21 protein-coding genes are annotated in these 21,177 nt (G+C 65.6%); 19 read left to right on the top strand and 2 right to left on the bottom strand.

Features of this window, described 5'->3' with window-relative positions; genetic code table 11:
* Positions 1-2 precede the first annotated feature (2 nt).
* Positions 3-563 (bottom strand): SCO family protein, encoded by a 561-nt coding sequence (locus tag CP958_RS03200; protein ID WP_242442715.1) that lies wholly within the window; start codon positions 561-563, stop codon positions 3-5.
* A 323-nt stretch (positions 564-886) separates the two neighbouring features.
* Between CP958_RS03200 and nosZ the strand changes: the two genes are divergently transcribed.
* The 13 genes from nosZ to CP958_RS03265 all read left to right on the top strand — a co-directional run bounded on the left by nosZ (position 887) and on the right by CP958_RS03265 (position 13,568).
* On the top strand, positions 887-3,097 hold the full coding sequence (gene nosZ / locus CP958_RS03205) for a Sec-dependent nitrous-oxide reductase (RefSeq protein ID WP_242442716.1): 2,211 nt from the start codon (positions 887-889) through the stop codon (positions 3,095-3,097).
* A 260-nt stretch (positions 3,098-3,357) separates the two neighbouring features.
* Entirely contained in the window at positions 3,358-3,975 is a 618-nt protein-coding gene (locus tag CP958_RS03210; protein ID WP_096700563.1) for a c-type cytochrome, read from the top strand.
* A 59-nt stretch (positions 3,976-4,034) separates the two neighbouring features.
* The gene (locus tag CP958_RS03215; protein ID WP_096700564.1) at positions 4,035-4,790 is read left to right on the top strand and encodes a c-type cytochrome; all 756 of its coding nucleotides are present in this window, start codon (positions 4,035-4,037) and stop codon (positions 4,788-4,790) included.
* A 95-nt stretch (positions 4,791-4,885) separates the two neighbouring features.
* On the top strand, positions 4,886-5,554 hold the full coding sequence (locus CP958_RS03220; protein ID WP_096700565.1) for a hypothetical protein: 669 nt from the start codon (positions 4,886-4,888) through the stop codon (positions 5,552-5,554).
* Between the two features lie 37 nt (positions 5,555-5,591).
* The gene (nosD, locus tag CP958_RS03225) at positions 5,592-7,064 is read left to right on the top strand and encodes a nitrous oxide reductase family maturation protein NosD (protein ID WP_096700566.1); all 1,473 of its coding nucleotides are present in this window, start codon (positions 5,592-5,594) and stop codon (positions 7,062-7,064) included.
* Positions 7,054-7,821 carry a 4Fe-4S dicluster domain-containing protein gene (locus CP958_RS03230; RefSeq protein WP_242442717.1) on the top strand — a complete coding sequence of 256 codons (768 nt, stop codon included), beginning with the start codon at positions 7,054-7,056 and terminating at the stop codon, positions 7,819-7,821. Before nosD ends, CP958_RS03230 begins: the two co-directional genes overlap by 11 nt.
* Entirely contained in the window at positions 7,821-8,783 is a 963-nt protein-coding gene (locus CP958_RS03235; RefSeq protein WP_096700568.1) for a NapH/MauN family ferredoxin-type protein, read from the top strand. Before CP958_RS03230 ends, CP958_RS03235 begins: the two co-directional genes overlap by 1 nt.
* Positions 8,784-8,845: 62 nt before the next feature.
* Positions 8,846-9,691, top strand: a complete 846-nt coding sequence (locus CP958_RS03240) for an ABC transporter ATP-binding protein (protein ID WP_096700569.1) — start codon at positions 8,846-8,848, stop codon at positions 9,689-9,691.
* Positions 9,692-9,702: 11 nt separating this feature from the next.
* Complete coding sequence (locus CP958_RS03245) at positions 9,703-10,212, top strand: hypothetical protein (protein ID WP_096700570.1); 510 nt, start codon at positions 9,703-9,705, stop codon at positions 10,210-10,212.
* Positions 10,212-11,039, top strand: a complete 828-nt coding sequence (locus CP958_RS03250) for an ABC transporter permease subunit (RefSeq protein ID WP_096700571.1) — start codon at positions 10,212-10,214, stop codon at positions 11,037-11,039. The genes CP958_RS03245 and CP958_RS03250 overlap by 1 nt, the downstream gene beginning before the upstream one ends.
* A complete protein-coding gene (gene ubiE / locus CP958_RS03255; RefSeq protein WP_096700572.1) occupies positions 11,036-11,767 on the top strand; it encodes a bifunctional demethylmenaquinone methyltransferase/2-methoxy-6-polyprenyl-1,4-benzoquinol methylase UbiE in 732 nt (243 codons plus the stop codon). The genes CP958_RS03250 and ubiE overlap by 4 nt, the downstream gene beginning before the upstream one ends.
* Positions 11,764-12,711, top strand: a complete 948-nt coding sequence (gene menA / locus CP958_RS03260; RefSeq protein WP_096700573.1) for a 1,4-dihydroxy-2-naphthoate octaprenyltransferase — start codon at positions 11,764-11,766, stop codon at positions 12,709-12,711. The genes ubiE and menA overlap by 4 nt, the downstream gene beginning before the upstream one ends.
* Positions 12,708-13,568 (top strand): bile acid:sodium symporter family protein, encoded by an 861-nt coding sequence (locus tag CP958_RS03265; RefSeq protein WP_096700574.1) that lies wholly within the window; start codon positions 12,708-12,710, stop codon positions 13,566-13,568. Before menA ends, CP958_RS03265 begins: the two co-directional genes overlap by 4 nt.
* Here CP958_RS03265 and CP958_RS03270 read toward each other — a convergent pair.
* The gene (locus tag CP958_RS03270) at positions 13,558-14,532 is read right to left on the bottom strand and encodes an MDR family oxidoreductase (protein ID WP_197706342.1); all 975 of its coding nucleotides are present in this window, start codon (positions 14,530-14,532) and stop codon (positions 13,558-13,560) included. The two genes, CP958_RS03265 and CP958_RS03270, sit on opposite strands and share 11 nt — an antisense overlap.
* 173 nt (positions 14,533-14,705) lie before the next feature.
* Here CP958_RS03270 and CP958_RS03275 point away from each other — a divergent pair, with 173 nt between their 5' ends.
* The 6 genes from CP958_RS03275 to CP958_RS03300 all read left to right on the top strand — a co-directional run bounded on the left by CP958_RS03275 (position 14,706) and on the right by CP958_RS03300 (position 21,021).
* The gene (locus CP958_RS03275; RefSeq protein WP_096700623.1) at positions 14,706-15,782 is read left to right on the top strand and encodes a YjgN family protein; all 1,077 of its coding nucleotides are present in this window, start codon (positions 14,706-14,708) and stop codon (positions 15,780-15,782) included.
* Entirely contained in the window at positions 15,779-16,855 is a 1,077-nt protein-coding gene (locus CP958_RS03280) for a M48 family metallopeptidase (RefSeq protein WP_096700576.1), read from the top strand. The genes CP958_RS03275 and CP958_RS03280 overlap by 4 nt, the downstream gene beginning before the upstream one ends.
* A 65-nt stretch (positions 16,856-16,920) precedes the next feature.
* A complete protein-coding gene (gene msrP, locus CP958_RS03285; RefSeq protein ID WP_096700577.1) occupies positions 16,921-17,847 on the top strand; it encodes a protein-methionine-sulfoxide reductase catalytic subunit MsrP in 927 nt (308 codons plus the stop codon).
* Entirely contained in the window at positions 17,847-18,503 is a 657-nt protein-coding gene (locus CP958_RS03290; RefSeq protein WP_096700578.1) for a protein-methionine-sulfoxide reductase heme-binding subunit MsrQ, read from the top strand. Before msrP ends, CP958_RS03290 begins: the two co-directional genes overlap by 1 nt.
* Complete coding sequence (locus CP958_RS03295) at positions 18,467-18,931, top strand: hypothetical protein (protein ID WP_096700579.1); 465 nt, start codon at positions 18,467-18,469, stop codon at positions 18,929-18,931. Before CP958_RS03290 ends, CP958_RS03295 begins: the two co-directional genes overlap by 37 nt.
* A gap of 413 nt (positions 18,932-19,344) precedes the next feature.
* Positions 19,345-21,021 carry a methyl-accepting chemotaxis protein gene (locus CP958_RS03300; RefSeq protein ID WP_170958819.1) on the top strand — a complete coding sequence of 559 codons (1,677 nt, stop codon included), beginning with the start codon at positions 19,345-19,347 and terminating at the stop codon, positions 21,019-21,021.
* Positions 21,022-21,177: the final 156 nt, after the last annotated feature.

Genomic DNA, 21,177 nt, shown 5'->3' on the forward strand with positions numbered 1-21,177 from the left:
GCCTAGTCCTCCGCCTTGCGGGGGGCGAGATAGGAGCGCACCCGGTCGGCCACCCGGTCGGGAGCCGACATATGCGGCATGCGCGCCAGGAAATTGCCCTCGCGATCCATGATGAACAGGGCGGCGGTGTGGTCGACGGCATAGACCTTGGGGTCGTCGCCATCGGGCTGCTGGCGCTCGTAGCGGACCTTGAAGTTGCGGGCGGCGGCGGCCACCTGCTCGGGGGTTCCCGTCAGGCCGGTGATGTCCGGAAAGGCGTTCAGGTATTCCTTGAGGTGGGCCGGCGTGTCGCGCTCGGGGTCCACCGAGATGAACAGCGTCGCCACCTTGGCCCGGTCGGGTCCCAGTTGCTCCAGCGCCACCGACAGGGTGTTGAGGATGGTGGGGCAGATGTCCGGGCAGAAGGTGTAGCCGAAGGTGACCAGGCGGATCTTGCCCCGATATGTCTCGTCGGTGACTGGCCGGCCATGCATGTCGGTGAGCAGAAAGCGTCCCGAGACCGTGGTGTCGTCCTGGGCGTGCGCCGCCGGAACCACCGCCATGCACATGAGAAGTATCAGCAAAAACCGCCGCATTTCCGTCGATTCCTTATCCTCGTGACGACCCTTGATGACGCTCATCGCGGCATTTGGGAAGCGTGATCATAGCCCGGCGGCCATGCGGTAGGCGCACGGAATTTACACAGGCTTTCTTGACGAAAGTTAAGGCTTTTGCATCGGCCCGGTCCCATCGTCTCCGGCGAAGGTTGGGTATCATTTGTTTAGTTTCAACAATTCAAAAGGTGGGGAAGATGCACAGAAGCCGCAAATTGGCGACTCTGCTCGCTACTGTCAGCTTTGGCGCCCTTGTGGCCAGCGCAGCTTCGGCTGAGTCGCTGCAGGATGTGATGAAGCGCCGTGGTCTGACCGAAAATGACCTGATGGCCGCGGCCAAGACCTACAATCCGACCGGTAAGCTTGACGAGTTCATGGTGTTCAGCTCGGGCGGCCAGAGTGGTCAGGTGATCACGTACGGCGTGCCCTCCATGCGCATCCTGAAGTACATCGGCGTGTTCACCCCCGAGCCCTGGCAGGGCTATGGCTACGACGACGAGTCGAAGAACGTGCTGAAGCAGGGCTCCGAGGTTCAGGGCCGTCAGGTGCTGTGGGGCGATACCCACCACCCGGCGCTGTCCGAGACCAACGGCGAGAGCGACGGTCAGTGGCTGTTCATCAACGACAAGAACACGCCCCGTATCGCGGTGATCGATCTGCGCGACTTCGAGACCAAGCAGATCGTTCAGAACCCGATCCTGCAGTCCGAGCACGGTGGCGCCTTCGTCAGCCCGAACACCGACTACATCCAGGAAGCGGCCCAGTACGCGGCTCCCCTCGGCGGTGAATTCGCTCCCCTGGAGCAGTTCAACGAGAAGTATCGTGGCGCGCTGACCTACTGGAAGTTCAACCGCGAAGCCGGCCGCATCGAGCCCGAGAACTCGTTCTCCCTCGAACTGCCGCCCTACAGCCAGGATCTGTCCGATTTCGGCAAGGGTCCGTCGGATGGCTGGTCGTTCGTCAACTCCTTCTGCACCGAGCGTTATGTCGGCGGCATCGAGCGCGGCCGTCCGCCCTTCGAAGCGGGCTGCTCGGCCAAGGATCACGACTACCTGCACGTGATCAACTGGAAGAAGGCCGCCGAGCTGGTCAAGGCCGGCAAGGCCAAGAAGATCAACGGCCACAACGTCCTGAGCATCGATACCGCGGTCAAGGAAGGCATCCTGGTGCTCGTCCCCGAGCCCAAGAGCCCGCACGGCGTCGACGTCAGCCCGGACGGCAAGTTCGTGATCGTGTCCGGCAAGCTGGACAGCCACACCACCGTCTACGACATCGCCAAGATCGAAGCCGCCATTGCCGCCAAGACCTTCGCCGGCAAGGACGAGTACGGCATTCCGATCATCGCGCTGGAGACCGTTGCCCACAATCAGGTGGCGCTGGGCCTCGGCCCGCTCCACACCCAGTACGACTCCAAGCCCTGCGTCGCGTACACCTCGCTGTACGTGGACTCCATGGTCGCCAAGTGGGACTACTGTGAGGGCAAGGTGCTCGACAAGCTGTCGGTGCACTACAACATCGGCCATCTGATGGCCATGGAAGGCGATACCGCCAAGCCGAAGGGCAAGTACCTGATCGCCCTGAACAAGCTGGCCATCGATCGTTTCGCTCCGGTGGGTCCGCTGCATCCGCAGAACCACCAGCTGATCGATATCTCCGGCGACAAGATGCAGCTGCTGTACGATATGCCGCTGCCGTTGGGCGAGCCCCACTATGCCGTGTCGATCTCGCTCGACAAGCTGAAGACCAACGTCCGCTATCCGTTCGGCACCGACTCTCGCACCGAGAAGAAGTCGCCGTTCGCGGTCCGCCCCGGCCAGGAGCGTATCGAGAAGAAGCCGGGTAAGGTCGAAGTGTTCGGCACCGTGATCCGCTCGCACATCACGCCGGAAATCATCGAGGCGAACGAGGGTGACGAAATCACCGTCCACCTGACCAACCTCGAGCGTGCCCAGGACGAGACCCATGGTTTCGCCATCTCCAAGCACAACGGCAACCTGTCCATCGAGCCGGGCAAGACCGCCTCGCTGACCGTCAAGGCCAACAAGGCCGGCGTGTTCCCGTACTACTGCACCGAGTTCTGCTCGGCGCTGCACCTTGAGATGGAAGGCTACCTGCTGGTTCAGCCCGCCAACTACAAGGCTTCGGGTGCCAAGGGCAAGGAAGGCCAGGTTTACGGCCAGAAGGACTACGACGCCCGCGTGAAGGCCAATGTCGATACCCAGGCCGTCATCAACAGCGTCGTCGGCTACATCACCAGCGTGAACTTCAAGGACTTCCCGCAGGTGGTCGCCATGGTCGAAGACGCCACCGAGCAGCTGGGCTACGCCGAGCAGAACAAGAAGAAGTCTGAAGAGTTCGCCGCCAAGGGCGACTACAACAGCGCCTTCCTGTGGGCCGAGCAGTGGTTCCAGTATCAGGTCAAGGCCGCCGATATCGGCCTGCGTGCCAAGACCTTCCTGGAGCAGAACGGCGCCAAGAAGGTGGAGGCCGCTCCGGCCAAGTAAGGCGTACACGGTAAGATCGGGGTGGGATTATTCCCACCCCGGTTCCGCCAGAAACCCGGCGGGGTGGGCTTGCCCGCTCCGCCGGTTCTTTTTGAGGGGGCGGCCTGACTTTAGTCGGCTCGGCCCTTGGAAAAATCCAAGACTTAACCAAAGTCATGGGGGCGTCTGTACCCCACGGGTAGTTTCCGTCGAAATTATCCGGACACGAGGGCTGGCCCGGCCTTGCTCTCGGTCTTAAGCGAGCCTGGAGAGGATCAGACATGTTCAAGACCATCAAGCGGCAACTCCCCGTCATGGCCCTGACCGCGGCCTTCGGCGCCGTTTCCCTGGCGCCGGCCCTTGCCGCCGATGGCAAGGCGCTCTACGCCGACAAGGGCTGCGTCGCCTGCCATGGCGAGGACGCCAAGACCCCGCTGCAGGAAGGCTTCCCCAAGCTGGCCGGACTGGCCTCCGACTACATCGTCAACCAGATCAAGGACATCAAGGCCGGTGCCCGCACCAACGGCCAGAGCGTTGATTCCATGAAGCCCATCGTGGAAGACCTGTCCGAGGCCGACGCCAAGGCCATCGCCGATTACCTGGCCAGCCTGAAGGAGGCTCCGGCCGCCGCCGCCGCCGCCGCCGGCGCTCCCCATCCGGGCAAGACCCTGTTCCTGACCAAGACCTGCGTGGCCTGCCACGGCAAGGAAGGCAAGAAGCCGCTGCCCGGCTATCCCGCCATCGCCGGCCAGGATAAGGCCTATATCATTGCTCAGGCCAGTGACATCCAGGCCGGCAAGCGCACTAACGGCAAGTCCAGCGCCATGCAGCCGGTCATGCACCTCGTGAACGCCGACGAACTGGCTCTGGTTGCGGAATACTTGTCCACAGTCAAGTGATCGCCCGGACGCCTCGTTTAAGGTTCCGACCAAATACGTTAGACCCTGGAGATAGAACGATGTTGAAGCTCAAACACAGCCTAGCCGCTCTGGCCGCGGTTTCTGCCCTGCTCGCTGGCGGAGCGGTGTATGCGGCCGATCATGCTGCCCCCAAGAAGGGCAAGTCGGTCGGTGAGGAGGGCTATGTGTGGAACGCCGGCGGTGGCGAAGAGGACGAGGCTCTCGGCCTTAAGCCCGACCTCAAGAACGGCCGTGAAGTGTATGAAGTTTGCTCGGCCTGCCATCAGCCGGAAGGCTGGGGTCTGCCTGACGGCACCTTCCCGCAGCTGGCCGGCCAGCACTACAAAGTCATCATCAAGCAGCTGGCCGACATTCGCGCTCTGAACCGCGAAAACCCGACCATGTATCCCTTCGCCCTGCCGAGCCAGATCGGTGGCCCGCAGGCGGTCGCCGATGTCGCCGGTTACATCCAGACCCTGAAAATGAGCCCGGAAAACGGTAAGGGCGATGGCAAGGACCCGGCGCTGGGCAAGAAGCTTTACGCCGACAATTGCACCCGCTGCCACGGTGCCGCCGGCGAGGGCGACAACGAGAAGTTCTATCCGCGCATCGAGGCACAGCACTACGCCTATTTGCTGCGCCAGTTCAATGAGATCAAGGCCGGCAAGCGCCGCAATGCCAATCCGGATATGGTCAAGCAGATTCACGACTTCACCGATCAGGAGACCCGTGCCGTTCTCGACTACGTCTCCCGGCTGGTTCCGCCCAAGGAAAAGGTTGCGCCCAAGGGCTGGAAAAATCCTGACTTCCAGTAGATTTTTCTGATATAAGGTGGATAATGGGGCGGCGTCCGAACTTCCGGTCGCCGCCCTCCCTCCGATCCACCTGACCAGCCAACGGGGTAACTTCCATGGCCAATAACAGCAAGAGCAAGCCGACGCTCGTGCGAATTCTTACCGTGATCGCCATGCTTTTCATCGGCGGCGCGTATTTCTCACCCATCTGGTGGGTGGCGCTGAAGGCTCCCAACTATCCGGCCGAGACCTTCCCCGACGGTATCCGTATTCACTTCCACGTCAACGGCGTCTTCAACGGCTGCTCCAGCCAGGAGAAGCCCAAGGACGCCAAGGAAGCCGCCTGGGGCGACGAGGAAGGCGGCCTGGACTGCGTCCACGAGATGAATGTGATCAACCACTTCATCGGCATGGAGCCCATCGAGGTCGGCGCCAAGTACGAGATCAAGGCCGCTCCCTACCTGTTTTCCCTGGTCGGCGTGATGCTTCTGGCCTTCCTGTTCTATGCCGGGCCGTTCTGGTGGGTGCTGCCCTTCTCGGGCATCGTCATTCCCGTGGCCTTCGTCGTCGACTACTCGGCCTGGCTGTGGTGGTTCGGCCATAATCTGCGCGCCTGGGCGGCCTTCTCGGTCAAGCCGTTCATGCCCACCGTGTTCGGTGACGGCAAGGTGGCGCAGTTCTCCACCTACTCGTATCCCCATTACGGCTTCGGTCTGCTGATGGCCGGGTCGCTGTGCCTGATCCTGGCGTTGCTGCTGCAGCGCAAGGCGCTCAAGTCGGAATAGTCCCGTTCGCAATCCGGCGGGAGCGGAGACGAGGTTGATGGTCGTGTGGTTCAAGACCTTTTCAAAGTCTAAACTGGCGATATTGGCCCTCGTCTTCGCCGCCGGGCTGTCCCCCGCCGGGGCCGCCCCTCAGGGACCCCAGGGGTTGGATGGCGAGCCGCTGCTGGATTCCACCCTGCTGCAGGCGCTGATCGACATCGCGCAGCCCGGCCAAGTCATCACTCCGCCGCCGGGGCGCTACCGATCCCATCTGGTGATCAGCAAGCCGATCATCTTCGACGGCAAGAATCAGGTGATCCTGGACGGCGAGGGCACCGGCTCGGTGCTGTGGATCAAGACCGACGGCGCCATCGTGCGCAACTTCCGCATCACTAACAGCGGTCCCAACCACGCCCAGCAGGATGCCGGCATCCAGGTGCGCGGCAAGAACAACGTGGTCGAGGACAACCGGATGGACAACGTGCTGTTCGGGTTCAGCCTCGAACAGTCCGAGTACAATACCGTCCGGCGCAACAAGGTCGAGGGCAAGAGGATCAGCCTGGGCCGGCGCGGCGACGGCATCAAGCTGTGGTACTCGCACCATAACCTGATCGAAGACAACGAATTCACCAGCGGCCGCGACATCGTCTTCTGGTACGCAACCCACAACCGCTTCGTCGGCAACCGGCAGAGCGGTGGGCGTTATGGCCTGCACCTGATGCAGGCCCAGTACAACATCGCGGAGAACAACTATTTCTTCGACAATTCCACCGGCATATCGATGATGTACGATACCGGCGACGAATTGCGGAACAACGTCATCGCCAAGGCCATCGGGGCGGCCGGCGTCTGCATTTCCATGAAGGAAAGCAGCGACGTGGTGATCGAGAACAACGACATTCTCTATTGCTCGCAGGGTATTTCCATCGACGTGGCGCCCTATGAGCCGGATACCAAGAATGTCATCCGCGCCAATCGCATCGCCTATAACGACATGGGCGTGGCCTTCCTCAACGACTGGAAGGGCAACGAGTTCACCGGCAACCTGTTCACCGGCAACATCACCGAAGTGGCGGTCTATGGCGGCGGCAGCGCCAAGCGCAACCTCTGGGATTCCAACCGCTGGGAGGATTACCAGGGCTTCGACCGCGATGGCGACGGCATCGGCGACAAGCCCCACCGGCTGTACAACTACGCCGGCCGGGTGTGGATGGACAAGCCCAATACCCGCTTCTTCAAGGGCACGCCGCTGCTGGAGGTTCTGGACTTCCTCGACCGTCTGGCGCCGTTCTCCGAGCCGGTGCTGATGCTGGAGGACAAGCATCCGCTGGTCGCCTCCGACGCCAAGGTCAAGGCCGGATCGACCCTCGACGCCACCGAGGATCTGCGCAAGAACCCCGACCGCCCCAAGCCGGCGGGCGAGGCCCCCATCGCCCATGACAAGGTGAGCGGGCCGGGCGGGGCCACTACCGGCCGGCGGGGCTCGCTCGAGCCCCAGCGCGGCCCTATCGGGAGCAAGGATGATGACTGAGCAAAACGCGCCGCCCAAGGCCGGTCCGGCGCCGCTTCCCAACAACAAGACCCGCCGTCAGATCATGCGCTCCATCGCCATGGGCGGCGCGGTGATCGGGGCGTCGCTGTTCGGATTCTTTCCCGTGCTCCGCAAGTGGACGCCACGGCTGCGCCCGCCGGGCGCCATCGACGAGACCGAGTTTCTCGCCGCCTGCATCAAATGCGGCCAGTGCGTGCAGGTTTGCCCGGTGAGGGCCATCCGCCTGGGCGACCTGGACGAGGGCTTCGGAGTGGGCGTGCCCTACATTCCGGCCCGCGAGCAGGCCTGCGATTTCTCGTGCGACGCGGTGCAGTGCGTGCTGGCCTGCCCCACCGGGGCGCTCAGCCACACTATCAGCAAGCGCGAGGAGGTCCGCATGGGCCTCGCCCGCCTGGACCGCCCCAATGCCTGCCTGGCCCGCAAGGGCGAGGGGTACAAGGGGGCGGCCCGACCGGCTCCCTTCAAGGGCGTTCACCGCTATGCCGAGATCGACCGCTGGAAGCCGGTCAAGCTGGCCGAGTACAAATACGACCTGGAGGTTTGCGACCTGTGCGTCCGCGAATGCCCGGTTCCCAACGCCATCAGCATGGAGCCCGTGAGCAATGACCCCGCCGACAAGCGCCGCACTCCCGTGGTGCATCAGGCCTGCGTCGGCTGCGGCATGTGCGAGATGATCTGCCCGACCGAGGCGGCCTCCATCGTCGTCGACATCCGGCGCAAGTGGGGAGACGCGTGATGAAACTCCTCACCTCGCTGAAGATCATGCTGGGCGCCGCGCCCCAGCGGCCCACCAGCTACACTCCCGAGGCCCTGGCCATGCAGGAGGCCAAGCGGCTGGTCAAGGGACCGGAGCGGGCCAAGGAAATCAAGGCCGCCCACGCCGAGCACTCCAGCCACAAGTGGCGCAACATCCGCTGGGCGACGCTGATCATGGTCAACATGATCTTCGTGCTGTCGTTCCGCTTCGACGTGCAACTGGTGGAAGGGGCGCTGACCGCGTCTCGGGTCATCGGCTTTCACTTCGCCGACCTGAACTCGGCCATCCAGGTGATGCTGGCCTACAAGGTCATTTTGATCAATCTGGTGATCGGCACCGGCACGGTGCTGTTCATGTGGTGGCTGCTGGGCGGGCGTACCTTCTGCTCGTGGACCTGCCCCTACCACCTGCTGGCCGAGATCGCGGAAAAGATCCATCTGGCGCTGGCCAAGCGCAAGATGGTGGTGGATTACCCGCTGCATCGCGGCTCGCGGACCGTGCTTTATGTGGTCTTCGCCCTTCTGGCCTTCGTCAGCGGCTATACGGTGTTCGAGTCCATCTCGCCCACCGGCATCGTGTCGCGCGCCCTGATCTACGGGCCGGGCCTCGCCATGATCTGGGTGCTGGGTCTGCTGGCCTACGAGATCATCTTCATCCGCCGTATGTGGTGCCGCTACATCTGCCCGATCGGCCTGACCTACGGCTTCGTCGGAGCGGTGTCGCCCACCAGGGTGACCTACAATATGGAGAACTGCCTGCACGAGGGGGACTGCCGCAAGGTCTGCCTGGTGCCCCATGTGCTGGAATGCACCAAGAAGACCTATGCCGATGACGTCAACATCGCCATCGGCGCCGATTGCACCCGCTGCGGCCTGTGCATCGACGCCTGTCCCACCGGGTCTCTGAAATACGAGATCAAGGGACTGAGCAAGCTGTTGTAGGTTGATGCCTTGCTCCGGAGTTGGGCCGGAGCGGGCGAGGGCAAAGAGGATATGCGGCAGGAATGATCGTTTTCGACAACGTCTCCAAGACCTTCAAGCGCCACCGGGTGCTGGACGGCGTCAGCCTGTCCATCGACAAGGGCGAGCGGATCGCGCTGGTGGGCTCCAACGGCGCGGGCAAGACCACCCTGATCCGTTGCCTGCTGGGCGAGTACCTGCACGAGGGCTCGGTCACCGTCAACGGCGTGCCGCCGCGCGGCAACCGCAAGACCGTGTTGTCCCATGTGGGCTTCGTGCCGCAGATTCCGCCGCCGCTCAAGATGCCGGTGGGGGAACTGGTCAACTTCTCGGCCGCCGTCTGCGGCTCGGACCCCGAGCGCATCATCACCATGGTGCGTGAGCTGGGCCTGGATTGGGACATGGTGCGCGGGCGGCCCTTCGTGAAGCTGTCGGGCGGCATGAAGCAGAAGATGCTGATCGGCATCGCGCTGGGCCGCGATTCCGACCTGCTGATCATGGACGAGCCCGCCGCCAATCTGGACCCCGAGGCCCGGCACATCTTCTTCCACCTGCTGCACGAGCGGAAGGACAACGCCGTCATGCTGATCACCAGCCACCGCCTGGACGAGGTGGCGGCGCTGGTCAACCGCGTGGTGGAGATGGATCAGGGCAAGGTGGCGCTGGACGACCGGGTGGCCGACGACGTCGACATGACGGCGCGTCTCGATTGCCTGGTGCGCCTGACCCGGGCCGAGCCCGCCTTCGCGCGCGCCATGGGCGACTGGCAGTTCGTCGCCGAAGACGGCGGCGTGGCATGGCGGGGCGTGGTCAACGGCCCAGACCGGTTGCGCTTTCTGGGCGTTCTCGCCCGCTATGCCGGTCTGGTGGCCGGTATCGAGATGAAATAGGAGCCGATGCCATGTGCCAGCATCACGGCCAGACTCATGATGTCAGCCGCCGCCGCTTCCTGGCCCTGGTGCCGGGCATGGTCCTCGCCGTCTCGGCCTGCGGCCAGTCGACCACCGGGCCGGCCGAGATCAAGTGGGGGCGCGAGACCTGCGAGTATTGCGGCATGATCATCGACGACCCCCATTTCGCCGCCCAGGTGCGCGGCGCCGACCACAAGGTGCACAAGTTCGACGATCTGGGCGACGCCGTGCTGTGGATGGCCAAGCAGGGCTGGGCCGACGACGTGGCCGTGGAATTCTGGGTGGGCGGCGTCGAGACCGGCCAGTGGCTGGACGGCCGCAAGGCCTTCTACATCGACGGCCAGCATACCCCCATGGCCCACGGCTACGGCGCCCTCGATACGGGGCGGAGCGGCACCGTCGACTATACCGCCATGAAGACCGCGGTGCTGGCCCGGGGCTCCACCAGCCGCTGCGAGCCCTCGGAGACTCCCTCGGACACCACGACGCGAGACGGCTGATGAATGCGCTTTATCTTACCGCCCGGCTGGACATCGCGGAATCCCTGCGGTCCCGCTGGTTCATGTTCTACTCCATCGTGTTCGGCGGCATCGTGGTGCTGCTGTTCGTGTTCGGCCTGACCGAATCGCGCATCCTGGGCTTCACCGGCCTGTCGCGCCTGCTGGTGACCTATATCCAGTTGTGCGTCGCCATTTTGCCGGTATTCATCCTGATCACCACGGTCCGGTCGGTGGCGGGCGACCGCGACGCCGGGGTGTTCGAATACATGCTGTCCCTGCCGGTGCCGCTCTATGCCTGGTTCTGGGGCAAGATGGTCGGCCGCTTCGTGGTGGTGTTCCTGCCGGTTTTCGGTGCCATGGCGGTGGCCGCGGTCTATGCCGCCCTGCGCGGCATCGAGGTGGATTGGAGCCTGTTCGTGCTCTATACCGCCCTGCTGGTGGCTCTGGCCTGGGCGTTCCTGGGGATCGGCATGCTGATCTCCACCCTGGCGCGCACCCCCGACGTGGCCCAGACCGGCGCCTTCCTCACCTGGCTGGTGCTGCTGCTGTTCCTCGACCTCATTCTGCTGGGCCTGATGATCCGCGAGCGTCTGCCACTGGAACTGATCGTCGGCATCGCCGTGGCCAATCCGCTGCAGAGCTTCCGCACCGCCGCCATCCTGCTGTTCGACCCGCAGATGGTGGTTCTGGGGCCAAGCTCCTATGTGATCCTCGACGCGCTGGGCCGCAGCGGCTATCTTACATTCGCACTTGCTTATCCAGTGGCGCTGGGCACCGTCAGCGCCGGGATCGGCTATTTCCTGTTCCGTCGAGGTGACCTTCCTTGACCTCTTCGCTGTCCGGTACTTTCGGCTTCCAGTCGGTTAGCCCCGAGGAGCGCGAGCAGCGCATCCGCGCCGTGTTCAACGCCGTGGCGCCGCGCTACGACCTGATGAACGACGTGATGAGCTTCGGCATCCATCGTCTGTGGAAGCGGGCGATGGTCAAGGCCGCCCGTCCGGCGGCCGGGCAGGTGATCGTCGATCTGGCCGGCGGCACCGGCGATGTGGCCCGTCTGCTGGCCGGTCGCGACCGCCGGGTGATGGTCTGCGACCCCTCGCCCGAGATGATGGCGGTGGGGGAAACGCGTTGCCAGGGGCTGGGCATCGAGTTCGTGGAGGGCAAGGCCGAGGCCATGCCGTTCGACACCAATTCGGTGGACACCCTGACCATCGCCTTCGGCCTGAGGAACGCCACCAGCCCGGAGGCGGCGCTGGCCGAGATCCATCGGGTGCTCAAGCCCGGCGGCTGGTTCGTCTGCCTTGAATTCTCCAAGCCCTGGGCGCTGATCCGGCCGTTCTACGACGCCTATTCCTTCCACGTGATTCCGCGCCTGGGCGCCTGGATCGCCCGCGAGCCCGCCGCCTATGCCTATCTGGTGGAATCCATCCGCCGCTTCCCCGACCAGCGCGAGATGGCCGGGCTGATGCGTACGGCCGGCTTCGAGCGCATCCATTGGCGCAACCTGTCGGCCGGTATCGCCTGTCTGCATTCCGGTGTGAAGCCCGCGTCATGAAGCTCGATCCCGGCCAGCCCGAGCCGCCGTCGCTGATCATCGATGGGCAGCGTTCCAGCCGGGCCGACCAGCCGCCGGACGGCTGGCGGTTGTGGCTTCTGGCCATCCGTCCCAAGACCCTGACCATTTCCATCGCCCCGGTGGTGGCCGGCAGCGCCCTGGCCTGGGCCGATGCCCACAGCCTGGACCCGCGTCCCTTCGCCGCCTCGCTGTTCGGCGCCCTGGCCATCCAGGCGGGAACCAATCTCTACAACGACGTGGGCGATGCGCTCAGGGGCGGCGACCAGCCGCTGCGCCAGGGGCCGCCGCGCATCACCGCGCTCGGCTGGGCGACGCCGGAGCGGGTCAAGCGCGCCGCGCTGTCCTGTTTCGCCCTGGCCGCCCTGGTGGGCCTCTATCTCGTCTGGCTGGGCGGCTGGCCCATCGTCGCCCTGGGCCTGGCCTCGCTGGTGGCCGGCTGGGCCTATTCCGGCGGCCCCAAGCCCATCGCCTATACGCCCACCGGCGAAGCCTTCGTCATCGCCTTCTTCGGCATCGGCGCGGTGGGCGGGACCTATTACCTGCAGACCCTATCCCTGACCGGTCAGTCGATCATCGTCGGGGCGGCCATCGGCGCGGTGGCGGCGGCGGTGTTGCTGGCCAACAATTATCGCGATATGGAGCCCGACCGTCTGGCCGGGCGCCGGACCCTGGCCATCCGCGCCGGGGTCGAGGCGTCCAAGGCCATCTACGGCGCGCTGCTGCTGTTGCCCATCGCCCTGCTGGCCTCGCCGCTGGGGCCTAAGGGCGGCTGGCTCTGCCTGGGGGCGCTACCCGTCGCGCTGCGGCTGATCCTGCGTTTCGCCACCCAGGCGCGGGGGCCGGCCTTCAACGCCATTCTGGCCTCGACGGCGCGCTTCCAACTGCTGCTGGCTTTCCTTCTGGCCCTGGGGGTGACGCTGTGATCACCCAGGCTGCCCTGCCGCTGGCGCTGGCCTTCATCATGTTCGCCATGGGCTTGACCATGGACGGGCGCGATTTCAAGGTGGTGTTCGGCCATCCCAAGGCCATGGCGGTAGGTCTGGCGGCCAAGCTCCTGCTGCTGCCCGCCCTGGGGCTGGCCCTGGTGCTGGTCTGGAAGCCGCCGGCCGACTTCGCCGTGGGCATGATCCTGCTGGCCGCCTGTCCCGCCGGAGTGACCTCGGCGCTGCTCACCCACCATGCCGGCGGACGTATCGCCCTGGCCGCCACCATTACCGCGCTCACCAGTCTGGCCGCCACCGTCACGGTGCCGTTGCTGGTCAATGTGGGTCTCGCCCTGTTTGCGGGCTATGACCGGTCGGTCGAGATTCCGGTGGGCAAGATGACCCTGGGCATCTTCCTGGTGGATACGGTGCCGCTGGCCCTGGGGCTGGGCATTCAGCGCTTCCGGCCCAAAGCGGCCGAGCGCCTGGGGCGCATCGCCCGGCCGGTGGCCACCCTGCTGTTCGCCCTGATCGTGGTGGGAGCCTTCGTCAGCCAGCGTCAGTCGCTGATCGACCATGTGGGCGATGTGGTGCCCGCCGCCCTGGCGCTCAATCTGGCCGCCATGACCGCCGCCTGGACGCTGGGCGCCTTCGCCCGGCTGGAGCTGGCCGACCGCATCGCCATCGTCATGGAGAACGGCCTGCAGAACGGGGCGCTGGGCATCTTCGTGGCGGTGACGCTGCTGGGCAACCCGGCCATGATGGTGCCCAGCATCGTCTACGCCTTCGTCATGAACCTCACCGCCGTGGCCTTCATCTGGGCGGTCAAGCGGCGGCGGCGGGTGGTCAGCGGTTAGGGTCGACCACCACCCGGCCCTTGACGTCGCCCTTCAGGATCTTGGCCCCCATCTCGGGCAGGTCCACCAGACGCACCTCGGTGGTCAGGGAATCCAGCTTGTCCAGGGGCAGCAGCTCGGCGAGGCGCTTCCACGCCACCAGGCGCTTGGGCTTGGGACACATCACCGAATCGATGCCCAGGATGCTGGCGCCGCGCAGCAGGAAGGGCAGGACCGTCATGGTGAACTCGATGCCGCCGGCATTGCCGCACGACGCCACGGCGCCGCGCATGCGCAGGCTGGCGACGGTATTGGCCAGGGTGGCGCCGCCGACGCTGTCCACCACCGCCGCCCAACGCTCGGAAAGCAGCGGCTTGGCCGGCGGGGTGCCGACCTCGGCGCGGTCGATGATGGAGGCGGCGCCCAGCGAGCGCAGGTAGTCGCCCAGGCTTTCGCGGCCGGTCGAGGCGGCGACCCGGTAGCCCAGCCGGGACAGCAGCAGCACGGCGACGCTGCCCAGGCCGCCGGCGGCGCCGGTGACCAGCACCTCGCCCTCGTCGGTGGTGCGCAGGCCGTGATCCTCCAGCGCCATCACCGCCAGCATGGCGGTGAAGCCGGCGGTGCCCACCGCCATGGCCTGCCGGGTGGACAGGCCGGCGGGCAGGGGAACCAGCCACTCGGCCTTGACGCGGGCCTTGGCCCCATAGCCGCCCCAATGGGTCTCGCCCACCCGCCAGCCGGTCAGGATCACCTTGTCGCCCGGCTTGAATTCGGGCGATGCGCTGGTTTCGACCGTGCCGGCGAAATCGACGCCGGGCACGTGCGGGTACTTGCGCACCAGACGGCCCAGCCCGTTGAGGATCATGCCGTCCTTGTAGTTGAGCGTGCTGTACTCGACCTTGACCAGCACCTCGCCCTCGGGCAGGTCGGAATCGGCCAGCCGGCGGATGGAGGCGGTCACCTTGCCGTCGGTCTCGTCAAGCATCAGTGCGGGGAAGTCGCTCACGGTTGCCTCCTGGGCGGATGGAAACTGTCCGCCAGTGTAGCAGCCAGCGCGCCCTGCCGCACCGTGCCTCGTGAACGGGAACGGCGCCGGCCGAGGTTTCCTTGCGTCCCGGACCGGGTTACCCTGGGATGTTCCGGTCCGGGGAGAATTTCATGTCCATTTCCGCGCCCCTGCAGCGCCCCTTCGTTCATTCCGGCGGCACGGGAGCCATGATCCGGCTGGCCCTGGTCAATCTGGTCCTGTCGGTGGTTACCCTGTCGCTGTGGCGGTTCTGGGGCAAGACCAGGGTGCGCCGCCAGTTGTGGGGCGGCACCACCGCCTGGGCCGATCCGGTGGAGTATATCGGCACCGGCAAGGAGCTGTTCATCGGCTTTCTGCTGGTGCTGTTCGTCATCTATCTGCCCATCGTCGGCGGCCTCGCCTGGGCGCAGGTGCTGGTCGCCGCCGGCGATCCGCTGGGCGGGCTGGTGATGTCGGTGCTTTATCTGCTTACCGTGCTGCTGGTGGCGGTGGGACTGTACCGGGCACGGCGCTACCAGATGAGCCGCACCCGCTGGCGCGGTATCAGGGGCGGTCAGACCGGGTCGGGCTGGGGCTATGCCCTGCGCTCGCTGCTGGTGTGGATCGCCGTGCCCCTCAGTCTGGGCTGGGCCTGGCCGTGGGGCGAGATGTGGCTGGCCCGCTACCGCTTCAACAACACCACCTTCGGGGACCGGCGCTTCACCTGCGACGCCACCGCCTCGGGCCTTTACGGCCGGTTCCTCCTGGTGTGGATCAGCGGGCTGCTGTTCGCCCTGGTCGCCGCCTTCCTCGCCTGGGGGGCGGCGGAGGTCGCCCGGGGAAGCGGTCTGTCCGAGGCCAGGGTCGGTTTTCTCTTCACCATGGCCCTGGCCGTGCTGGCGGTGATCATCCTGGTCCTGCCCTGGGCGTGGTACCGGGCCGGCTTCTACCGCAACCTGGCCGCCGGAATCCGGTTCGAGGGCAGCCGTTTCGCCGCCGATGCCGGGGCGTGGCGGCTGATGCGGCTGGTGGCCGGCAATATGGTGATCTCGCTGTTCTCGTTGGGCACCCTGCGCCCCTGGGCGTCCCTGCGCACCTTCCGCTATGCCTGCGCCATCATCGGGGTGGAGGGCGAGCCCGATTTCGCCGCCGTGCACCGCTCGGCCGATACCGGCCCCAAGACGGGCGAGGGGCTGATCGCCGTGCTGGACGGAGCCGGGGAATTTTGAACGGCATCGCCGCCGACCGCCCCGGACGGTTCAGCGACGGACGCAGCGCCGCCGTACGCAAGGTGGTTGTGCGCGTTCTGGCCACCGGCCTGGAAATCCGGGGAGCCGACGGCTTCCTCATCGCGGTATGGAAGACCGGCGACCTGATCGCCGACGGGACCTGGGCGGAAAAGCGCGGTGTAAGGCTGCGCTGCGCCTCCGAGCCCGACGCCCGGCTGGCGATCGAGGATGCCTACGTGATCCGCGACGTGCTGCCGCAACCACCGGCGGCGCCCCGGCGCAAGCGTCACGCCCTGGTCCTGGCCTGCCTGCTGGGGGCGGGGGTGCTGGCCGGTCTGATGCTGGGACTGGCGCCGGGGTCCAGGCTGCTGGCCCATCTGGTGCCGGTCGGGCTGGAACGCCAGTGGGGCCAGTCCATCGCCACCGGGCTGGAAGGCCAGATGAAGGCCTGCGAGGGGAGGGACGGTTTGCGGGTGCTGGACGCCCTGGCCCGCCGTCTGGCCGAGCCCCTGCCGGCCGAGCGGCGGCAGGTCAGCATCCACGTGCTGCGGTCCAAGGACATCAACGCCCTGGCCTTGCCGGGTGGCGAGATCATCTTGTTCTCCGGCCTGCTCGCCAAGGCCGAGGGACCGGACGAGTTGGCCGGAGTGCTGGCCCACGAACTCACCCATATCGGCCAGCGCCATGTGACCGCCGCCATGATCCGCGCGCTGGGCGTCGGCGTGTTCGCCACCATGATCACCGGCGACGCCTCGGGGCTGGTGGCCAGCGGCCTGGGGGCCGCCCTGGCCGGCGCCTATTCCCGCGAGGACGAGAGCGCCGCCGACATGGGGGCGCTGAGCCTGCTGGAGGCGGCGGGCATCGGCTCGGAGGGGCTCGCCCAGTTCTTCCGCCGCCTGGAGATCATGGAGGGACAGCAGGGCCAGCTCCTGGCCTGGCTGGGCACCCATCCCGAATCCGGCAGCCGTGCGGCGGCGGTCGAGGCGCGGCGGCGGCCAGAGCCTCACCTGCCGGCCCTGTCCGACGCCGACTGGCAGGCGGTGAAGCGGGTCTGTTCCAAACCCAAGCCGTGATCCCCATGTAACCTCCCGGGGCCGGGCGGCGAACCCGTCTTCAAGAGGCTGGTGGAGTGACGAGCATGTTGATCAGATCCGGGTCCTTCCCGCGCGAGTCCGAGGTGACCGACAAGGCGCTGTGGCTGGACCGCCGCCGCTTTCTGGCGCTGGGGGCGGCGGGCGCCCTGGCGCTGTCGGGCACGGGAGCCGAGGCGGCGCTGTCCACCGTCAAGGGGCCGTTTTCCACCGACGAGCCGCCGACGCCGCAGAAGGACGTCACCACCTACAACAACTTCTATGAACTGGGGGTGGACAAGTCCGATCCCGCCCAACTGGCCCCCAGCTATTTCGGCAAGACCAGGCCGTGGAGCGTCACCATCGCCGGGGAATGCGCCAGGCCCGGCACCCTGGGCTACGAGGATCTGATCAGGCCCCATAAGCTGGAGGAGCGCATCTACCGCCTGCGCTGCGTCGAGGCGTGGTCCATGGTCATTCCCTGGGTGGGCATTCCCCTGGCCGAGGTGCTGAAGCGCTTCGAGCCCAATTCGCGGGCCAAGTACGTGGAGTTCACCACCCTGCAGGACCCCGAGCGCCTGCCCGGCCAGCGCCGCGCCGTCATCGACTGGCCCTATGTGGAGGGATTGCGCATGGACGAGGCCATGCACCCCTTGACCTTGCTGGCGGTGGGCCTCTATGGCGAGGAATTGCTGCCGCAGAACGGCGCGCCCATCCGTCTGGTGGTGCCGTGGAAGTACGGCTTCAAATCCATCAAATCCATCGTCCGCATCCGTTTTGCCGAGACTCCGCCGAAAACCGCCTGGATGAAGGCGGCGCCGCGGGAATACGGCTTTTACGCCAACGTCAATCCGGCGGTGGACCATCCGCGCTGGAGCCAGGCCAGCGAGCGGCGCATCGGCGAGTTCCTGCGGCGCAAGACGCTGCCCTTCAACGGCTACGCCGATCAGGTGGCGTCACTGTATGCCGGCATGGATCTGGCGGCGAACTACTGATGGACAAGCTGCTGCGGCGATCCTGGGTCAAGCCGCTGTTGTTCGGCCTTTGCCTGATTCCCCTGGGTCTGCTGGCGTTCCGGGCGGCGAGCGGCGGGCTGGGGGCTAATCCCATCGAGGCCTGCAACCGCTTTCTCGGCGACTGGGCGCTGCGCTTCCTGCTGATCGCCCTGGCGGTGACGCCGATGCGGGAACTGAGCGGATGGAACGCTCTGGCCCGCTGGCGGCGCATGCTGGGCCTGTTCGCCTTCGCCTATGTGGTGCTGCACTTCAGCTCCTATGTCGGTCTCGACCAGTTCTTCGACTGGCGGGCCATCGGTCGCGAGATCGTCAAGCGCCGCTACATCACGCTCGGCATGCTGGCCGTGCTGCTGCTGATCCCCCTGGCCGTTACCTCCACCGACGGCATGGTGCGCCGCTTAGGGGGGCGGCGCTGGCGGGCATTGCACCGGCTGGTCTACGTCATCGCGCCGCTGGGGGTGACCCACCACTGGATGATGGTCAAGAAGGACGTCACCGAGCCGGCCGTCCATGCCTTTATCCTGGCCGTGCTTCTTGGCTGGCGGCTGGCGGCACGGCTGCGGCATAATGGGGCGACGTCCAACCGCAAGGCCGCCGCATGCTCCGCGCCGCAATCCTCGTCGCCGCTGTCCTGATCCCCGCTGCTGCCTTGGCCGCCGCGCCCAAGAAGTGCTTCTCCCAGGCCGAGATCAAATCGGAGCAGGAGGTGCGCCAGGGCATCTTCCTGCGCGAGGCCGCCAATCGCTGCAACGAGCGGCTGCTGCCCGGCGCCCGCGACCGCTGGCAGAAAATCGAAGGCGCCAACGGCGCCAAATTCCGCTCGGCGGTTGACCGCCGGCAAAAGGCCTGGCAGCGCGAATTCCCCGATGATTGGAAGTATCAGATCAACTATGCCGACGGCCGGCTGGTCACCTATGCCCGCAACATCTCGCTGACCGAGGGATTTTGCGACAACATCGATGATCTGCTGCAGACCATCGAGAAGCGGGGCTTCGCCGCCTTCAGCAAGCTGTCGAAGGTGGTCCGCAATCAGGTGACCGACGACTACAAGGTCTGTCCCTGAAGGCCCCCGGTTTCCGGTATCTCCACACCCTCCGCTGGTTTTTCCCCCGCCGGGACCGGGATGGGGGCGGCTGTTCGGGTTTTAATTGTTATTATTCGGAGTATTCCAAAACCGTATACGCGCAATCATATTTTGTGACTCCTCAACCACAGTGAAAGTGTGGTAGCAGGCATCATCAATTGAGGTTTGCTCTCAATTAAAACCGTAATACGTAATTATGCTTATGATATAGGTGCTAAATTTATCCGTCAATAGACATATATTTCTTAGCGTAATGCTTTGCTGTCACTCTAGGTAGTAGCGGTAATTCATACGGTATATTGTTAAAAATTTTTGTAAACACCTTTTAAACGTCCCGACCACCTTCACGGCGTTGACCATCCCATTGCGTCAGCCGAGTCAAAGAGGAAGCCATGCTGACAAGATTGGGTATCGCCACGCGTCTCCTGGCCGGCTTTGCCGTCCTGATCGTTCTGATCGCCGGGCTGGCCGCCTTCGCCGTCCTTTCGGCCCGCGACATCGCCGAGATCGTCACCACCAGCCGGCGGGCCAGCGACAACGCCCTGAAGCTGGAAAGCATCGAGCGCCACATCTATGAAGCCCGCTTCAATATGTGGGTGTACTTCGCCACCGACGATCTCAGCCGCTATCAGCGGGCCAACGCCCTGGTCGGCGACCTGATCAAGGAAGTGGACGGCCTGCTGTCCTCCACCACCATAGTTACCGAGCGCCAGTCCCAGGTGAAGGAGCTGGCCGAGCAGATCGCCGCCTACAAGGTCCGGGTGGAGAAAATCAGCGAACTGAAGGCCCGCAAGGCGCCGTTCGAAGATCCGGAATACGTGGAGTCGCGGGTCAGCGCCGCCAAGATCAGCGCCACCATCGACAAGATCGGCGGGTCCCTGTCCCAGGGCTATCGCTCCACCGCCGACGAGCGGGCGGCCGAGGTGCGGGACCGGATCAGCGGATTCGGCACCCTGTCGGCCATCATCGGCGGCGTCGCCGTCATCGTCGGGCTGCTCTTCGCGGTGACCATCGGCCGCAGCATCACCCATCCGCTGAACGGGCTGGTGGAGGCGGTGCGCCGTCTGGCCGGCGGCGATACCGCCCTGACGGTGCCCGGTGCGGAGCGGCTGGACGAGTTCGGGCCGCTGGCCAAGGCCCTGGACGGCTGGCGGGTCGGCATGATCGACGCCGCCGCCCACAAGGCCGAGGAGCAGCGGCAGTTGGCCCTGCGCGAAACCCGCCAGCGCGCCATCGAGACCGCCACCCAGCGCTTCGACGAATCCATCGAGGCCACCCTGTCCCGCGTCAAGACGGCGGTGGAGCAGTTGCACGGCTCGGCCGACACCTTGTCGGCCAATGCCGAACAGACCCAGCGCCAGAGCGGCGCCGTCTCGTCGGCCACCGACGAGGCCACCGCCAACGTGGGGACGGTGGCGTCGGCCAGCGCCGAATTGTCCAGCTCCATCCACGAGATCTCCCGCCAGGTCCGCCAGTCGTCGGATATCGCCAAGGCCGCCGAACTCGAGGCGGTCGAGGCGACCCGCAAGATTTCCGGTCTGGTGGAAGCCGCCCAGCGCATCGGCCACGTGGTCAGCCTGATCAGCGACATCGCCAGCCAGACCAACCTGCTGGCGCTGAACGCCACCATCGAAAGCGCGCGGGCCGGCGAGGCGGGCAAGGGCTTCGCCGTGGTGGCCCACGAGGTCAAGAATCTGGCCGGCCAGACCGCCAAGGCCACCGACGAGATCACCCAGCAGATCGCCACGGTGCAGTCCGAGACCCAGTCGGCGGTGGAATCCATCGCCGGCATTTCGGGAACCATCTCGCGCATCAACGAACTGGCGACCATCATCGCCGGCGCCGTCGAGGAGCAGGGTGCCGCCACGGCGGAAATCGCCCGCAACGTGGATCAGGCCAACGAAGGCACTCGCGAGGTGGCCAGCAACATCTCGGGCGTGGCCCAGGCGGCGTCTGAAACCGGACGCATGGCCCAGGCGGTGTTCCAGTCGGCCAACGGCCTGCTGGACGAAAGCACCGCCCTGGAACGCGAGGTCCGGGAATTCCTGGCCAACGTGCGGGCCGCCTGATCACCAAACGAAAGCGCCCCGGCCGCAAGGCCGGGGCGTGAAGGCACACGCGTTAATGTTATAGCCGAAAGCGAGCATAGTAGTTCTCGTTTTGGTAGATTTGTCCTTGGGGGCCGGGATGGGGCCAGCCGTCTTGATGGCTTCGCCGGCATTGGC

It is taken from the genome of Magnetospirillum sp. 15-1, assembly GCF_900184795.1.
Classification (GTDB): domain Bacteria; phylum Pseudomonadota; class Alphaproteobacteria; order Rhodospirillales; family Magnetospirillaceae; genus Phaeospirillum.

Excerpts from the sequence above, each read along its gene's own strand:
- msrP (WP_096700577.1), top strand. The coding sequence starts at position 16,921 with ATGTTGATCAGATCCGGGTCCTTCCCGCGCGAGTCCGAGGTGACCGAC.
- CP958_RS03250 (WP_096700571.1), top strand. The coding sequence starts at position 10,212 with ATGAATGCGCTTTATCTTACCGCCCGGCTGGACATCGCGGAATCCCTG.
- CP958_RS03290 (WP_096700578.1), top strand. The coding sequence starts at position 17,847 with ATGGACAAGCTGCTGCGGCGATCCTGGGTCAAGCCGCTGTTGTTCGGC.
- CP958_RS03300 (WP_170958819.1), top strand. The coding sequence starts at position 19,345 with ATGCTGACAAGATTGGGTATCGCCACGCGTCTCCTGGCCGGCTTTGCC.
- CP958_RS03235 (WP_096700568.1), top strand. The coding sequence starts at position 7,821 with ATGAAACTCCTCACCTCGCTGAAGATCATGCTGGGCGCCGCGCCCCAG.
- CP958_RS03230 (WP_242442717.1), top strand. The coding sequence starts at position 7,054 with ATGATGACTGAGCAAAACGCGCCGCCCAAGGCCGGTCCGGCGCCGCTT.
- CP958_RS03220 (WP_096700565.1), top strand. The coding sequence starts at position 4,886 with ATGGCCAATAACAGCAAGAGCAAGCCGACGCTCGTGCGAATTCTTACC.
- CP958_RS03275 (WP_096700623.1), top strand. The coding sequence starts at position 14,706 with ATGTCCATTTCCGCGCCCCTGCAGCGCCCCTTCGTTCATTCCGGCGGC.
- nosZ (WP_242442716.1), top strand. The coding sequence starts at position 887 with ATGAAGCGCCGTGGTCTGACCGAAAATGACCTGATGGCCGCGGCCAAG.
- CP958_RS03215 (WP_096700564.1), top strand. The coding sequence starts at position 4,035 with ATGTTGAAGCTCAAACACAGCCTAGCCGCTCTGGCCGCGGTTTCTGCC.
- CP958_RS03240 (WP_096700569.1), top strand. The coding sequence starts at position 8,846 with ATGATCGTTTTCGACAACGTCTCCAAGACCTTCAAGCGCCACCGGGTG.
- CP958_RS03245 (WP_096700570.1), top strand. The coding sequence starts at position 9,703 with ATGTGCCAGCATCACGGCCAGACTCATGATGTCAGCCGCCGCCGCTTC.
- CP958_RS03210 (WP_096700563.1), top strand. The coding sequence starts at position 3,358 with ATGTTCAAGACCATCAAGCGGCAACTCCCCGTCATGGCCCTGACCGCG.
- menA (WP_096700573.1), top strand. The coding sequence starts at position 11,764 with ATGAAGCTCGATCCCGGCCAGCCCGAGCCGCCGTCGCTGATCATCGAT.
- CP958_RS03295 (WP_096700579.1), top strand. The coding sequence starts at position 18,467 with ATGCTCCGCGCCGCAATCCTCGTCGCCGCTGTCCTGATCCCCGCTGCT.
- CP958_RS03270 (WP_197706342.1), bottom strand. The coding sequence starts at position 14,532 with ATGCTTGACGAGACCGACGGCAAGGTGACCGCCTCCATCCGCCGGCTG.
- nosD (WP_096700566.1), top strand. The coding sequence starts at position 5,592 with ATGGTCGTGTGGTTCAAGACCTTTTCAAAGTCTAAACTGGCGATATTG.